We start from the raw sequence: 14174 nt of genomic DNA, 5'->3' as shown, positions 1-14174 counted from the left end.
ACCGGCACGACGGTCAGGATCATCCATTCCGGGCGGTTGCCGGAATCGAGGAAACTTTCCACGACCTTCAGCCGCTTGATGATCTTCTTGGGCTTCAATTCGCCGGTGGCGACCTTCAGCTCTTCGCGCAGGCGGTCGGCTTCGGCCTCCAGGTCGATCTGGGCCAGCATTTCACGGATGGCTTCGGCACCGATCCCGGCGGTGAACGCGTCGGTGCCATAGGCATCCTGCGCGTCCATGAATTCTTCCTCGGTCATCATCTGGCCATAGGTCAGATCGGTCAGACCGGGTTCGATCACCACATAGTTTTCGAAATACAGAACCCGTTCCAGATCGCGCAGCGTCATGTCCAGCATCAGGCCGATGCGGCTGGGCAGCGATTTCAGGAACCAGATATGCGCAACCGGGCTGGCCAGTTCGATATGGCCCATCCGTTCACGGCGGACCTTTTGCAGCGTGACCTCGACGCCGCATTTTTCGCAGACAACGCCGCGATATTTCATGCGCTTGTATTTGCCGCACAGGCATTCGTAATCCTTGATCGGGCCAAAGATACGGGCGCAGAACAGACCGTCGCGTTCGGGTTTGAACGTGCGATAGTTGATGGTTTCGGGTTTCTTGATCTCGCCATAAGACCAAGACAGGATCCGCTCGGGCGATGCCAGCGAGACCTTGATCTCGTCAAAGGCCTTCGGCGGGGTCAGCGGGTTGAACGGGTTGGTTGTCAGTTCCTGGTTCATTGCGTTCTTAGCCTTTCAACTCATCTACTTGACGAGAAATGGTCATTTCGGTCACCGAAGAATTAAGACGGGCCAGATAGGCGACCGTCTCATCGTCAAGTTTTTCGGCATACCGACTCCAGGTGGTATTTCGTTTCTTGATTGTGGCGGGATTTCCGACTGCAACACAGTTGTGATCCAGTTTTCCAGCAAGCACGCTATGGGCTGCTAAAATAGCCCCGTCACCGATTGTCGCGCCGCCGACCAGATGGGAATTATAGCCCAGCCATACGTGATCTCCGACAATCATATCACTCTTGTTCGGCACAAAGCGGGGCGTTTCACCCCCCAAATCGAGAACTCCATGGTCCAGCGCAGAGATCAACGAAATTTCGCGCGACAGCAGGCAATCGCGGCCAATCACAAGTGAGCCGCGAGCGGCCATGATGTTGGCCCCGCCAATTGTGGTGCCATCACCGATAACAACCCTGCTTCGCGTCGCGGCGCGCAGCACAAGATTGAAAGGACGACCGCAATCACCGATGACTATACTTGCGCCACGGCCTGGCACCGCCAGTGATACCTTGCCTTTCACATCCCCAAGGATAACGAAGACATCGTCTACGCTGTTTCCCTTTTTAGAACCTTCAATATTGATTTGAAGGTTTTTTGGGGCGTCCTTGTGAAAAGCAAACCAACAATTCTGTCCGAATATGCCGCTGATATTCATCCAATCGGTAGAATTCTCAGGGGCAATCCGTATCCAGCGCAAGGTATCGGGTCCATGACCCGATACCGCGCCTGCAGTGTCGGTTATCAATCGCTGATACTCGGCAACGATTTTCGCAGTTTCCTGCGTATTTCGCGCCGAATCCGTCACTCATCGTCCTCCGCGTCCAGGAGTTCCATGTTCAGGCCAAGGCCACGCACCTCTTTCACCAGCACGTTGAACGATTCCGGGATACCGGCCTCGAAATTGTCCTCGCCCTTGACGATCGATTCATAGACCTTCGTGCGGCCCGCCACGTCATCCGACTTGACGGTCAGCATTTCCTGCAAGGTATAGGCGGCGCCATAAGCTTCCAGCGCCCAGACCTCCATTTCCCCGAAACGCTGGCCACCGAACTGGGCCTTGCCGCCCAACGGCTGCTGCGTGACCAGGCTGTAGGGGCCGGTGGAGCGCGCGTGGATCTTGTCATCGACAAGGTGGTGCAGTTTCAGCAGGTATTTCACACCCACCGTCACCGGCCGCGCGAACTGTTCGCCCGTGCGCCCGTCGAATAGCACCGACTGGCCCGACTGGCTGAACCCGGCCCGCACGAGAGAGTCGTTCACATCGGCCTCTTTCGCGCCATCGAAGACGGGGGTTGCGATCGGTACGCCGCGGGTGACATTGCCCGCCACCTCCAGCAATTGATCCTCGTCCATGCCGGCAATGCCTTCTTCATAGACATTGTCGCCATAAGCCAGACGCATCGCATCGCGCACCGGGGTCATGTCGCCGGACCGGCGATAATCTTCCAGTGCTTCGTCGATCTTGATCCCCAGGCCGCGTGCGGCCCAGCCCATATGGGTTTCCAGGATCTGACCCACATTCATGCGCGACGGCACGCCCAGCGGGTTCAGAACCAAATCGACGGGGGTGCCATCCGCCAGGAACGGCATGTCCTCCATCGGCACCATGCGCGATACCACGCCCTTGTTGCCGTGGCGGCCGGCCATCTTGTCGCCCGGTTGCAGCTTGCGTTTGACGGCGATGAAGACCTTGACCATCTTCATCACACCCGGCGGCAGATCATCGCCCCGGCGCACTTTTTCCACCTTGTCTTCAAAGCGGTGTTCCAGCGCGCGTTTCTGCGCCTCGAACTGCGCGTTCAGGGCCTCGACCTGTGCGGCCTCGGTTTCGGCGGCCAGGGCCAGATTCCACCAGTTGCCGCGCGACAGATCGTTCAGCACGTCTTCGGTGATCTCGGTATTGGGTTTCAGGCCCTTGGGGCCCTTGACCGCCACCTTGCCCAACAGCATGGCGCGCAGACGCGCATAGATGTTGCGCTCCAGGATCGCCATCTCGTCGTCGCGGTCGCGCGCCAGGCTTTCGACCTCTTCACGCTCGATCTGCAGGGCGCGTTCGTCCTTTTCCACACCGTGGCGGTTGAACACGCGCACCTCGACGACCGTGCCGAAATCGCCCGGCGGCAGGCGCAGCGACGTGTCGCGCACATCGGATGCCTTTTCGCCAAAGATCGCGCGCAGCAGCTTTTCTTCCGGTGTCATCGGGCTTTCGCCCTTGGGGGTGATCTTGCCCACCAGAATATCGCCCGGCCCCACTTCGGCGCCGATATAGACGATGCCCGCCTCGTCAAGGTTGCGCAGGGCTTCCTCGCCGACGTTGGGAATATCGCGGGTGATCTCTTCCGGCCCCAGCTTGGTATCGCGGGCGGCGACCTCAAACTCCTCGATATGGATCGAGGTAAAGACGTCATCGCGGGCGATGCGTTCCGAAATCAGGATCGAGTCTTCATAGTTATAGCCATTCCACGGCATGAACGCGACGACCACGTTCTTGCCCAGCGCCAGTTCACCCAGATCGGTCGAGGGACCATCAGCGATGAACTCGCCCTTGCGCACCGTATCGCCGACCTTCACCAAAGGTTTCTGATTGATGCAGGTGTTCTGGTTGGACCGCTGGAACTTGCGCAACCGGTAGATATCGACGCCGGGATCGCCCGCTTCGATATCGTCAGTCGCCCGCACCACGATCCGCGTCGCATCTACCTGATCAATGATGCCGCCGCGACGCGCCGTAATGGCCGCGCCGGAATCCCGGGCAACGATTTCTTCGATACCCGTGCCGACAAGCGGTGCATCTGCCTGCAGCAGCGGCACGGCCTGACGTTGCATGTTCGAGCCCATTAGCGCGCGGTTGGCGTCGTCGTTTTCCAGAAACGGAATAAGCGAGGCCGCAACCGACACAAGTTGTTTGGGCGACACGTCGATCAGATCGACGGTGCCCTTGGGCGCCAGCATGTAATCGCCCGATTGCCGGGTCGACACCAGATCATTGATGAACCGGCCATCGGCATCCAGATTGGCGTTGGCCTGCGCGATCGTGTGGCGCTGTTCCTCGGTCGCGGACATATAGCTGACGTCGTCCGTCACCTGGCCATCGACCACCTTGCGATAGGGGGTTTCGATAAAGCCGTATTTGTTCACGCGGGCATAGGTGGCCAGGCTGTTGATCAGGCCGATATTCGGACCTTCGGGCGTTTCGATCGGGCACATCCGGCCATAATGGGTCGGGTGAACGTCGCGCACCTCGAACCCGGCACGTTCGCGGGTCAGACCACCCGGCCCCAGCGCCGACAGACGCCGCTTGTGCGTCACTTCGGACAGCGGGTTGGTCTGGTCCATGAACTGCGACAACTGGCTCGAGCCGAAGAATTCACGCACCGCCGCTGCCGCCGGTTTGGCGTTGATCAGGTCCTGCGGCATCACGGTGTCGATCTCGACGCTGGACATGCGTTCCTTGATCGCTCGCTCCATGCGCAGCAGGCCGACGCGATACTGGTTCTCCATCAACTCGCCGACCGAACGCACACGCCGATTACCCAGGTGGTCGATATCGTCGATATCGCCCTTGCCGTCGCGCAGCTCGACCAGCGCCTTGACGCAGGCGATGATATCCTCACGGCGCAGCGTGCGCTGGGTGTCGGGCGCATCAAGCGCCAGGCGCATGTTCATCTTGACCCGGCCGACGGCCGACAGATCATAGCGTTCGGAATCAAAGAACAGGGTCTCGAACAGGTTGGTGGCCGCCTCGACGGTGGGCGGTTCGCCCGGCCGCATGACGCGATAGATATCCATCAGCGCCGTGTCGCGATGCATGTTCTTGTCGATCGCCATCGTGTTGCGGATATAGGGTCCGACATTGATGTTATCGATATCCAGAACCGGAACATCGGTGATGCCCGCATCCATCAGCTCTTTGAGTGTGCCGCCGGAAACCTCGCCGTTCTTGTCCAGCTCCCAGGTCAGCTCGTCACCGGCTTCGACATAGATCGCGCCGGTTTCCTCGTTGATGATATCCTTGGCAGCGAATTTGCCAATGATGTGATCGAACGGCACCAAAAGCTTGGTAACCTTGCCTTCGTCAACCAGTTTCTTGACAGCGCGCGGCGTAACTTTTTCACCGGCCTTGGCAATGACTTCGCCGGTATCGGCATCGACCAGATCAAAGCCCGGACGGGTGCCGCGCACCCGCTCGGGGAAGAACCGGGTGACCCAGCCCTTGTTCTTCTTCAGCTTGTATTCGATCGTATCGTAATAGGCATCCATGATGCCTTCCTGATCCAGCCCCAGCGCATAAAGCAGCGTGGTCACGGGCAGCTTGCGACGCCGGTCGATGCGGGCGAACACATTGTCCTTGGCATCGAATTCGAAATCCAGCCAGGATCCGCGATACGGAATGATCCGGCACGCGAACAGCAGCTTGCCCGAAGAATGGGTCTTGCCCTTGTCATGGTCAAAGAACACGCCCGGGCTGCGGTGCATCTGGGAAACGATGACGCGCTCGGTGCCGTTGACGACAAAGGTGCCGTTCTGGGTCATCAGGGGCATGTCGCCCATGAAAACGTCTTGTTCCTTGATATCCTTGACCGATTTCGCACCGGTATCTTCGTCGATATCGAATACGATCAGGCGCAGCGTGACCTTCAGCGGCGCGCTGTAGGTCATGTCGCGCTGCATGCATTCCTCGACGTCGTATTTCGGCTTGTCCAGCTCATAGCGGACGAATTCCAGCACGGCGGTTTCGTTGAAATCCTGGATCGGGAAAACCGACTGGAACACGCCCTGAATGCCCTCACCATCGGTGGGCTTTGGCTGGTCGCCGGAATTCAGAAACAGATCATAAGAGGATTTCTGAACCTCGATGAGGTTCGGCATTTCCATGACTTCACGGATTTTGCCATAAAATTTGCGGAGTCGCTTTTGGCCGAGATAAGACTGCGCCATGCGTATATTCACCTTTCGTCTGTCGCGTCGCGCCATGCCGTCGGGCCCCGGCTGCGCGCCGCTCACGAATGAAGGGGGTAGGTTCAATTCCCGCAGACCGTCCCACCGGCTGCTCCCGAACCATTAACCGCGCCCTGGGAAACACCCCTTTTCCACGGGGTCCTTTCCAAGACAGGTTAGGCCGGACCCGGAAAACCCCCGGATCCAGCCATTTCTCATCGAACGCGGCCCAACGCCGCGCCTGATTACTTGACCTCGACTTCGGCGCCAGCCGCTTCGAGTTTCGCCTTGATGTCGGCAGCTTCTTCTTTCGAAACGCCTTCTTTCACGGCTTTGCCACCGGCATCGACCAGGTCTTTGGCTTCTTTCAGGCCCAGACCGGTGATAGCGCGGACTTCCTTGATCACGTTGATCTTCTGGGCGCCAGCGGCCTTCAGGATCACAGTGAATTCAGTCTGCTCTTCTTCTTTGGCAGCGTCGCCGCCGCCAGCCGGACCGGCCATCATCACAGCGCCGCCAGCGGCGGGCTCGATGCCGTATTCGTCTTTCAGGATCGTTTTCAGTTCCTGAGCTTCGAGAAGCGTGAGGTTCACGATCTCTTCAGCGAGTTTTTTCAGATCAGCCATTTCGGTTTTCCGTTCTTTCAGATGTGTTCCAACGTGGGTCGCTTCGACCCTACGACAGGTTCAAGTTGCTCAGGCGGCTTGCGCACGCTCCTCGATGGTCGAGAGGATGCTCGCGATGTTCGAAGCAGGCGCGCCAATGGCACCAGCGATGTTCGAAGCAGGGGCACCGATACAGCCAACGATCGAAGCGATAAGCTCCTCACGCGACGGCATGGCGGCCACGGCTTTCACACCGGCCGGATCCAGGGCCGTTCCACCCATTGCACCGCCCAGAAGAACGAACTTGTCGTTATCCTTGGCGTATTTCTCGGCGACCTTGGCGGCTGCCACGGGGTCTTCCGAATAGGCGAGAACGGTCATACCCGTCAGAAGGTTCGCAATGCTTGCGCAAGGCTTTCCCTCAAGGGCGATTTTGGCGAGCTTGTTCTTGGCAACGCGCACGGACCCGCCAGCTTCGCGCATACGCGCACGCAGGTCCTGCATCTGGGCAACCGTGATACCTGCGTAGTGTGCGACCACGACCACGCCAGAGCTTTCAAAGATCTGGCCGAGCTCTTCGACCAGTTTTTCTTTCTGGGCTCTATCCACAGTTTCACTCCAAGTATGGGGAGCTTGCACCCCCCGGCTCAGTTTAGCCCCGGAAAGGAACCCGGGGCGTTCAGGTCCGTTTTACGGGGCTGCGCCAACACCGCCCGAAGAAAACCTTCGGTCAATCTGGTCATATCCCGTCTCAGGCAGGGAATTAAGGCCACATATGCAACCACCCACCGTCTTGGACGAAAAGCAGCAAAGCGCGCGACGAATCGCACGCTTCATTGCCAGACTGCTAACTAATCAGAAAGCGCACCGGTTCCAACCCCTCTTTTGCAGGAATTGTGAAATGAAAGCGAGCGCCGCAAATCATGCGACGCCCGCCCCATTTCGATTTCGATGGCTCAGTTGCCAGTCGCCGAAGTGATGTCGACCGAAACGCCCGGCCCCATCGTCGATGACAGCGACACCTTTTTCATATAGGCGCCCTTGGCACCGGTTGGCCGTGCCTTCTGAACCGCATCGACAAAGGCGCGCACGTTCTCGACCAGCTTGGCCTCGTCGAACGAAACCTTGCCAACGCCGGCATGCACCACACCGGCCTTTTCGGCCTTGAACTGCACTTCGCCGCCCTTGGCAGCCTCGACAGCCGCTTTCACGTCCATCGTCACCGTGCCGACCTTGGGGTTCGGCATCAGGTTGCGTGGGCCCAGGATCTTGCCCAGACGACCGACGATCGGCATCATGTCCGGCGTCGCGATGCAACGGTCGAACTCGATCTTGCCCGACTGGATGGTTTCCATCAGATCCTCGGCGCCGACGATATCGGCCCCGGCTTTCTGTGCCTCGTCCGCCTTGGCGCCGCGTGCGAACACGGCAACGCGCACGGTCTTGCCGGTGCCGTTGGGCAGGCTGACCACGCCGCGCACCATCTGGTCGGCGTGACGCGGGTCAACGCCCAGATTCAGCGCGATCTCGACGGTTTCGTCGAATTTCGACTTGGCGTTGCCCTTGATCAGCGCAACCGCTTCCTCGACCGACAGGTTATCCTTGCCAGCAAAGGCTTCCCGCGCTGCGCGCGTGCGTTTTCCGAATTTTGCCATGACGATTACCCCTTCACCTCAATACCCATCGAGCGGGCGGATCCCAGGATGATCTGCATCGCCGCCTCGACATCATTGGCGCTCAGATCCTTCATCTTGGCTTCGGCGATTTCACGCACCTGCGCCACGGTCACGGTGCCCGCGACGACATGCCCCGGCTTGACCGAGCCCTGCGGGCGGTTGCGCTTTCCGACCGGCTTCAGGCCGGCGGCTTTTTTCAGGAAAAACGACGCCGGCGGCGTCTTGATGTCATCGTGAAGGACTTGTCCTGATAATAGGAAATCACGGTCGGGCACGGCGAACCGGGCTCCATTTCCTGCGTGCGGGCGTTGAACGCCTTGCAGAATTCCATGATGTTGATGCCGCGCTGACCCAGCGCCGGCCCGACGGGCGGGGACGGATTGGCCTGCCCGGCCTTAATTTGCAGCTTCAGCTGCCCTACTAGCTTCTTGGCCATCTGGCCTTCTCCTTTTCACCGCACCGTTCCCCACGCGAGGGGCGGCGCATCGGTTTAGTGGTCCGGCCTACCGGGCGCGCCCGGCTGCCTCCCACGACACATCACGTCAGGCGGTTTTGGATACCTGCGTGAATTCCAGCTCGACCGGGGTGGCCCGGCCAAAAATCGAAACTGTGACCTTCAGGCGCTGATGGGCGTCATCGACATCCTCGACCATACCCGAAAAGCCCTCGAACGGGCCGTCGGTCACATTCACCTGTTCGCCGATTTCATAGATGATCAGCGAACGCGGCGTTTCGGCCGTTTCGTCGGTGCGATCCAGAATCGCGCTCATGTCCGCATCGCGCATCGGCATGGGGCGACCCTGCGGCCCCAGAAAGCCCGTCACACGGTTGATCGAATTGATCAGGTGATAACCCTTGTCCGACATTTCCATATGCACCAGAACATAGCCCGGCATCAGCCGGCGCTCGCTCGTCACCTTCTTGCCCCGGCGCACCTCCATCACCTCTTCGGTGGGCACCAGAACTTCGTCGATATCGTCTTCCAACGCCTGTTCGATGACAGCCTGCCTGATCTGTTCGGCGATCTTCTTTTCGAAATTCGACAGAACGCTAACCGAATACCACCGCTTCGCCATCTTGTCTGTTACCTCGTGCCCTCCGACGTTGCCGCCGAAACTTTAAATTCCGTCAGACGGTTACACCGCCTGCCCTGACCAACAAAAACAGCGCGCAACCCGAATCGTTGCACGCCGGTTATCCGAAGGTGTGACCGCATAACAGACCCCGGCCCGCCATTTCAAGGCCGACACCCGGAAAATCAGCTGCCGAAATATCCCAGCAGCGTCGTCAGCCCCATGCGAATGACCAGATCAACCAGCGAAAAGAAGATCGCGGCCAGCGCGGCCAGCGCAACCACCATGCCCGTGGTCAGCAATACCTCGCGCCGCGAGGGCCAGACCACCTTGGAAATCTCGGATCGGGTCTGTTGTAGAAACTGAAGCGGGTTTGCCTTGGCCATCTGGTGCCTCTGAGTGCTGTCAACCGTGGCCAGATACGCGCAACGGTCGGGGAATTCAAGGCAACAAGACTGCGTTGCCAAAATCTTGCGCCTTGCCTCCCGGCCCCGGCTATCTTGGGCGCAGCCTGTCGAAGACCGGCTCGCCTGCGGCGATCACATGAAACGGCTGCTTGTCGATGGCATAAATCGCCATTTGCGGCGCGCCGAACTGCGAAGGATCATCCAGCGTGCCCACCTTGACCACGATCAGATCGCGCCCCGGCAGGCGCGTCACCAGATGCGTGCCGCAGGTTGGGCAAAACTCTCGGGTGACCGGGTGATCCAGATCGCTGCGGGTAAACTGCTTGGGGCTGCCCGATATGAAGGAAAACCCGCCCAGCGGCATCGTCATGAAGAAATTCGGACCGCCCCCGGAAATATACTGGCACTCGCGGCACAGGCATTCAGCCTTCAAGACCGGCTCTCCCTCGGCCTGATATCGCACCGCGCCACAATAACACCCACCTGTCAAAGTCATGCTTCCCCCCCTGTGGAACCGGCAACGGGAATCGCTGCCGGTATCAGTCTAGCAGAGGGTTTTCTGCGGGACGGAAGAAAAAACCGACCTGCCAGGCGCCTTGACTGTGCAAGCGAAAGTCGCGTTCACGTGGTTCGCCATCCTTATCGCGCCGCCGCCACATAGGCTGCGTAACCTATCAGCATCAGAATACCGGCGACGCGGCCCAGCCTTGGCCGTGTCAGCAACAAGATGGTCAGAACGATCGACACCGCGATCATGATCGGCAGGTCGAATGTCAGAAACCGCGGAGCGACCGGAATGGGGGCGATGATCGCCGTCACACCCAGAATACCGAACACGTTGAAAATATTCGATCCTACGATATTGCCAATCGCAATCTCTGACTGCCGGCGAAACGCCGCGATAAGTGAGGTCGCCAGTTCGGGAAGCGACGTTCCAACGGCGACGATGGTCAGGCCGATGAAGGCCTCTGATACGCCAAAATCCCGGGCGACCGATACTGCGCCGTCAACCAGGAATCTTGCGCCGAACATCAGCGCAACAAGGCCACCCGCAATCCATAGCAGCGACAGCCAAACAGGCATTGGTGCGGTCAGCCCCTCGTCATCGGCGCAATGTGTGCCGCGCGCAAGAAATGCCCAGCCCAGATAGACGAACAATCCAGCCACCAGAGCCGCACCCGCCAGCCGCCCAATCTCACCCAGGGCAAAAAGCGGAACTAGCGAGAATGCCGCGGCGATCATCAGGCCGGTATCGCGCCGCAAAGTGTCCCCCGCGACGCGGATCGGCCAGATCAGGGCGGTCAGACCGACAATCAGCAAGATATTGGCGATGTTCGACCCGATGATATTGCCGATCGCAATATCTGGTGCGCCTTGCAGGGCCGCTTGAACCGACACCAGCAGTTCGGGGGTAGATGTCCCGAAGCCGACGACAGTCAACCCGATGATCAAAGGTGAAATCGCCAGTCGCCGCGCGATGCTTACGCTGCCCCGAACAAGCGCTTCGCCACCAAAAAACAGACCGGCCAAGCCGATCAAAATATAAAGGTAATCCAATGAAGTCCCCCGAAGATGACCCGCATCATTACGAAAATCATCATGAAAACAGGACGTAGTTGCAGGAGTGGGGCGTTTCAAGAAGACCGGAGATGAGTATTCTTTGGTCTTGCCCGCATCACCGCGAGCACGACCTCATGTCGCCGTCACCTTGCAGGCGCGGACCATGAAACTAACCTTGCGACATATCCGAAAACAGTCCTGGCAGGGGTTGGGGGACTCGAACCCACGACCCTCGGTTTTGGAGACCGATGCTCTACCAACTGAGCTAAACCCCTAGGACCAGGCTGCGAGTTACGGCAGGGCGGCGGTAAAATCAAGGGGCGATCTGCGCGGGCGGGCTGGTTTTGAACAATCGGCGATGTTACGCATCCGTCATGGATATGCCCGCGCCACGCTCAATCGATGTTTTCGCACGCGCGCCCTGGCGGCACCTGCTCGACAGGGTTCTGGCGCCAGCACGCAGCGTGCCGACCATGCTGAGCGATGATGAGCAACGGCTTTATGTCTGGCTGTCCGCGATCTGGGCGCAGGGGGCAGGTGAAATCGTCGATCTGGGGTGCTTTGCCGGCGGATCGACCGCGCGACTGGCGCTGGGGCGGGCCATGTCCGGCCTGCCGGTCGGGGTTCATGCCTATGACCGCTTTACCGCCGATGAAGGCGTTAAACAGAAAATCCTGTATCCTGCGGGCCTTCCCCTCTTTGCCGGAAACGACATCCTGCCGATTGCCCGCCGCATGCTGGAACCCTGGCAGGATGCGATAACGCTTTATCCCGGCGAGATCGAAGACAATGGATGGGATGGCGGCCCGATCGAGGTTCTGACCCTGGATGCGGCCAAATCGGCCTCGGCGATGGATGCGATTTCGGCAGAGTTCTTTCCGCATCTGGTTTCAGGCCAGTCGGTGGTCGTACAACAGGATGCATTGTTCTGGCGACAACCCTGGATCGTGGCCCAGATGGAAATGTTGTCCGATCATTTCACACCCGTTGCGTTTTGCGCACCCGGCAGCATCGTCTATCTGTGCAGGCGTGCGCCCGACGCGGCTACGCTGGCCCAAGCCAGCTTTGCCCATATCGAGGATGATCGCCTGATCGACTGGCTGTCAAAGGCGCGAACCCGGCTGGCCAGATACCGGCAAGGAATGCGGTTGGATCAGATGATTCAGGCCGTCAAGGATAATCCGCGAACCCGCGATGCCTGGAGCATCGTCTGACATGTTCACGGATCAATCAGCCGCCGCGTCACAAAGGTGATCTGACACATCAGGTCAGCCTCGGACGCGGCGCGCAACTTTATTCCATCCGCGCAGGCGATCAGCAGTTGGGCCCGCGCGCGCGGATCCGGATGGCCAGCATCCGTCAGAAGCTGGGTGATGCGGTTGAGCAACCAGTCATCCAGGGCCGCGAATTCAGCCCCGGCAAAGCGGCTTTTGTCGGCCATCAGCTCCTGTACCTGATCCGTCGTCGACAGCAACTGGAACAGCGCTGCGAATTTTGCGCCCAACCCGGCGATGATCCGGTCCGTGATCGGGGCCGGTGTGGCAAGGGCGGCGTCGGTCCGGGCGCGCAGACGGTCAACCACCCGCAAGATGCCTGCGCGAAACACGCTCTCTTTATCGGGGAAATAGGCATATAGAGTTGGCTTGGCGATCTGCGCCGCCCGGGCGATGGATTCCATGCTGGTGCCGCGCAAACCGGCCTTCAGGAACAGCGGCTCCGCCGCGTCCAGGATTTGTTCACGCCGCCTGTCCGATCTGCTTTGGGATTTTGTTGTCATATTTCCAGTTGGGTATTGATTTTACTATTTTAACGATAAATGTATATTTCGTTCAGTTTCAACACAAGAGGCGCGCATATGTCCGACACTGTTCTTCTGACCGGGATCACCGGTTTCATTGGTGGCCATATCGCGCAAGAGTTGCTGCGGGCCGGCTATTCGGTTCGGGGCAGCCTGCGCAACCCGGCCCGCGCGGATACGGTGCGCGACGCACTTGCCGCCGCCGGGACGGATATATCGCACCTGTCATTCGTCACGCTGGACCTGCTGAAGGATGATGGCTGGGCCGGGGCAGTCGAGGACGCGCGCTATGTCATCCATTCGGCCTCACCATTTGTGACCGCCATGCCGAAAGACCCGCTGGAGCTTATCCGCCCGGCGGTCGAGGGAACCGAGCGCGCGCTGAATGCGGCCCTTGCGGCGGGCGTGGAACGTATCGTTCTGACATCCTCGATGGTTGCGATACTGGACGGGCACGGCGCAGATGGCCCCGCACGTTTCACCGCCGCCGACTGGTCCGATCTGGAGAGCGGCAGGATGAACGCCTATGCGCAATCCAAGACCCGCGCCGAACGCCGTGCCTGGGAGATCGTCGAGCAGGCCGGGCGGCGAGATGCGCTGGCGGTGATCAATCCCGGCCTGGTGCTGGGGCCGATGCTGGACGACGATCCGGGCACATCGGGCGCGCTGGTGCAGCGACTGCTGAAAGGATCGGTGCCCGCAGCGCCGGATATGTGGCTGCCGGTGGTCGATGTGCGCGATCTGGCGCGCATCCATGTCGCGGCGCTGAGCGATCCGGCCGCGGGCGGGCGGCGCCATGTCGCGGCCTTCGGGGATGCCTCGCTGATGGATATGGGTCAGGCGCTGAAAGCGGCCTTTCCGGCCTATGGGCGCAAGATGCCGCGTTTCGTCATGCCGAACTGGATGGTGCGGATCTATGCGCTGTTCGATGCCGATGCCCGCAGCACGCTGGAAGGTCTGGGCCACCGGCCAAAGTTCGAAGCCAATTCCGGCTATCTGCTGGGGCGCGACCCGATCGCGGTGGATCAGGCGATCGTGGCGACGGGGCAAAGCCTGATCGAACGGCGACTGGTTTGATGGAAACGGGGGGCTGTCTGCCCCCCGCACCCCCCGAGAGTATTTTCACCAAGAAGATGGGCCGGAAACGAAAAGGGCCGCCCGAAGGGGGCGGCCCGATGACGCGGTTCGAGTATTGCGATTACTCGATGATTTTGGACACGACGCCTGCGCCGACGGTGCGGCCGCCTTCGCGGATGGCGAAGCGCAGTTTTTCTTCCATGGCGATCGGCGCGATCAGTTCAACGTTGAACTTCAGGTTGTCGC

General features: G+C 59.8%; 13 protein-coding genes, 1 tRNA gene and 2 pseudogenes. 2 read left to right on the top strand and 14 right to left on the bottom strand.

Features of this window, described 5'->3' with window-relative positions; translation table 11 throughout:
• The 12 genes and pseudogenes from ACTCHC_RS11490 to ACTCHC_RS11435 form a co-directional block, all read right to left on the bottom strand.
• A pseudogene (locus ACTCHC_RS11490) lies at positions 1–740 on the bottom strand (DNA-directed RNA polymerase subunit beta'); the annotation flags it as partial.
• Between the two features lie 7 nt (positions 741–747).
• Positions 748–1599: an acyltransferase gene (locus ACTCHC_RS11485; protein ID WP_463022634.1), complete on the bottom strand. Its 852-nt coding sequence runs from the start codon at positions 1597–1599 to the stop codon at positions 748–750.
• Positions 1596–5732, bottom strand: coding sequence for a DNA-directed RNA polymerase subunit beta (gene rpoB / locus ACTCHC_RS11480; protein ID WP_463022633.1), 4137 nt, complete (start codon positions 5730–5732; stop codon positions 1596–1598). Before rpoB ends, ACTCHC_RS11485 begins: the two co-directional genes overlap by 4 nt.
• 245 nt (positions 5733–5977) lie before the next feature.
• Positions 5978–6358, bottom strand: coding sequence for a 50S ribosomal protein L7/L12 (gene rplL, locus ACTCHC_RS11475; protein ID WP_463022632.1), 381 nt, complete (start codon positions 6356–6358; stop codon positions 5978–5980).
• Positions 6359–6427: 69 nt separating this feature from the next.
• The gene (gene rplJ, locus ACTCHC_RS11470) at positions 6428–6946 is read right to left on the bottom strand and encodes a 50S ribosomal protein L10 (protein WP_463022631.1); all 519 of its coding nucleotides are present in this window, start codon (positions 6944–6946) and stop codon (positions 6428–6430) included.
• A gap of 347 nt (positions 6947–7293) precedes the next feature.
• Positions 7294–7992: a 50S ribosomal protein L1 gene (rplA, locus tag ACTCHC_RS11465; RefSeq protein ID WP_463022630.1), complete on the bottom strand. Its 699-nt coding sequence runs from the start codon at positions 7990–7992 to the stop codon at positions 7294–7296.
• A gap of 5 nt (positions 7993–7997) precedes the next feature.
• A pseudogene (gene rplK / locus ACTCHC_RS11460) lies at positions 7998–8449 on the bottom strand (50S ribosomal protein L11).
• A 106-nt stretch (positions 8450–8555) separates the two neighbouring features.
• Positions 8556–9089 (bottom strand): transcription termination/antitermination protein NusG, encoded by a 534-nt coding sequence (gene nusG, locus ACTCHC_RS11455; RefSeq protein WP_463022629.1) that lies wholly within the window; start codon positions 9087–9089, stop codon positions 8556–8558.
• 182 nt (positions 9090–9271) lie between these two features.
• Entirely contained in the window at positions 9272–9472 is a 201-nt protein-coding gene (gene secE / locus ACTCHC_RS11450) for a preprotein translocase subunit SecE (RefSeq protein ID WP_463022628.1), read from the bottom strand.
• A gap of 109 nt (positions 9473–9581) precedes the next feature.
• Positions 9582–9989, bottom strand: a complete 408-nt coding sequence (locus ACTCHC_RS11445; RefSeq protein ID WP_463022627.1) for a GFA family protein — start codon at positions 9987–9989, stop codon at positions 9582–9584.
• Between the two features lie 143 nt (positions 9990–10132).
• Positions 10133–11050, bottom strand: a complete 918-nt coding sequence (locus ACTCHC_RS11440; protein WP_463022626.1) for a calcium/sodium antiporter — start codon at positions 11048–11050, stop codon at positions 10133–10135.
• Positions 11051–11252: 202 nt separating this feature from the next.
• Positions 11253–11328 (bottom strand) — tRNA-Trp (locus ACTCHC_RS11435).
• A 198-nt stretch (positions 11329–11526) separates the two neighbouring features.
• Between ACTCHC_RS11435 and ACTCHC_RS11430 the strand changes: the two genes are divergently transcribed.
• The gene (locus tag ACTCHC_RS11430) at positions 11527–12267 is read left to right on the top strand and encodes a hypothetical protein (protein WP_463022625.1); all 741 of its coding nucleotides are present in this window, start codon (positions 11527–11529) and stop codon (positions 12265–12267) included.
• A gap of 5 nt (positions 12268–12272) precedes the next feature.
• Here ACTCHC_RS11430 and ACTCHC_RS11425 read toward each other — a convergent pair whose 3' ends face one another.
• A complete protein-coding gene (locus ACTCHC_RS11425; protein WP_463022624.1) occupies positions 12273–12830 on the bottom strand; it encodes a TetR/AcrR family transcriptional regulator in 558 nt (185 codons plus the stop codon).
• 78 nt (positions 12831–12908) lie between these two features.
• Here ACTCHC_RS11425 and ACTCHC_RS11420 point away from each other — a divergent pair, with 78 nt between their 5' ends.
• The gene (locus ACTCHC_RS11420; protein WP_463022623.1) at positions 12909–13928 is read left to right on the top strand and encodes an SDR family oxidoreductase; all 1020 of its coding nucleotides are present in this window, start codon (positions 12909–12911) and stop codon (positions 13926–13928) included.
• A 121-nt stretch (positions 13929–14049) separates the two neighbouring features.
• On the opposite strand, the gene ACTCHC_RS11415 is transcribed toward ACTCHC_RS11420, so the two are convergent.
• A partial coding sequence (locus ACTCHC_RS11415; RefSeq protein ID WP_463022635.1) for an EF-Tu C-terminal domain-related protein occupies positions 14050–14174 on the bottom strand: 125 nt, incomplete at its 5' end.

This window comes from Actibacterium sp. (genome assembly GCF_055134745.1).
The sequence above is the reverse complement of the archived record's forward strand: the minus strand, read 5'-3'. Positions and strand labels throughout refer to the sequence as shown.

What these genes read in the sequence shown, in the direction of transcription:
- ACTCHC_RS11420 (WP_463022623.1), top strand. Translation starts at nt 12,909, where the DNA reads ATGTCCGACACTGTTCTTCTGACCGGGATCACCGGTTTCATTGGTGGC.
- rplL (WP_463022632.1), bottom strand. Translation starts at nt 6,358, where the DNA reads ATGGCTGATCTGAAAAAACTCGCTGAAGAGATCGTGAACCTCACGCTT.
- rpoB (WP_463022633.1), bottom strand. Translation starts at nt 5,732, where the DNA reads ATGGCGCAGTCTTATCTCGGCCAAAAGCGACTCCGCAAATTTTATGGC.
- rplA (WP_463022630.1), bottom strand. Translation starts at nt 7,992, where the DNA reads ATGGCAAAATTCGGAAAACGCACGCGCGCAGCGCGGGAAGCCTTTGCT.
- nusG (WP_463022629.1), bottom strand. Translation starts at nt 9,089, where the DNA reads ATGGCGAAGCGGTGGTATTCGGTTAGCGTTCTGTCGAATTTCGAAAAG.
- ACTCHC_RS11425 (WP_463022624.1), bottom strand. Translation starts at nt 12,830, where the DNA reads ATGACAACAAAATCCCAAAGCAGATCGGACAGGCGGCGTGAACAAATC.
- ACTCHC_RS11430 (WP_463022625.1), top strand. Translation starts at nt 11,527, where the DNA reads ATGCTGAGCGATGATGAGCAACGGCTTTATGTCTGGCTGTCCGCGATC.
- ACTCHC_RS11445 (WP_463022627.1), bottom strand. Translation starts at nt 9,989, where the DNA reads ATGACTTTGACAGGTGGGTGTTATTGTGGCGCGGTGCGATATCAGGCC.
- secE (WP_463022628.1), bottom strand. Translation starts at nt 9,472, where the DNA reads ATGGCCAAGGCAAACCCGCTTCAGTTTCTACAACAGACCCGATCCGAG.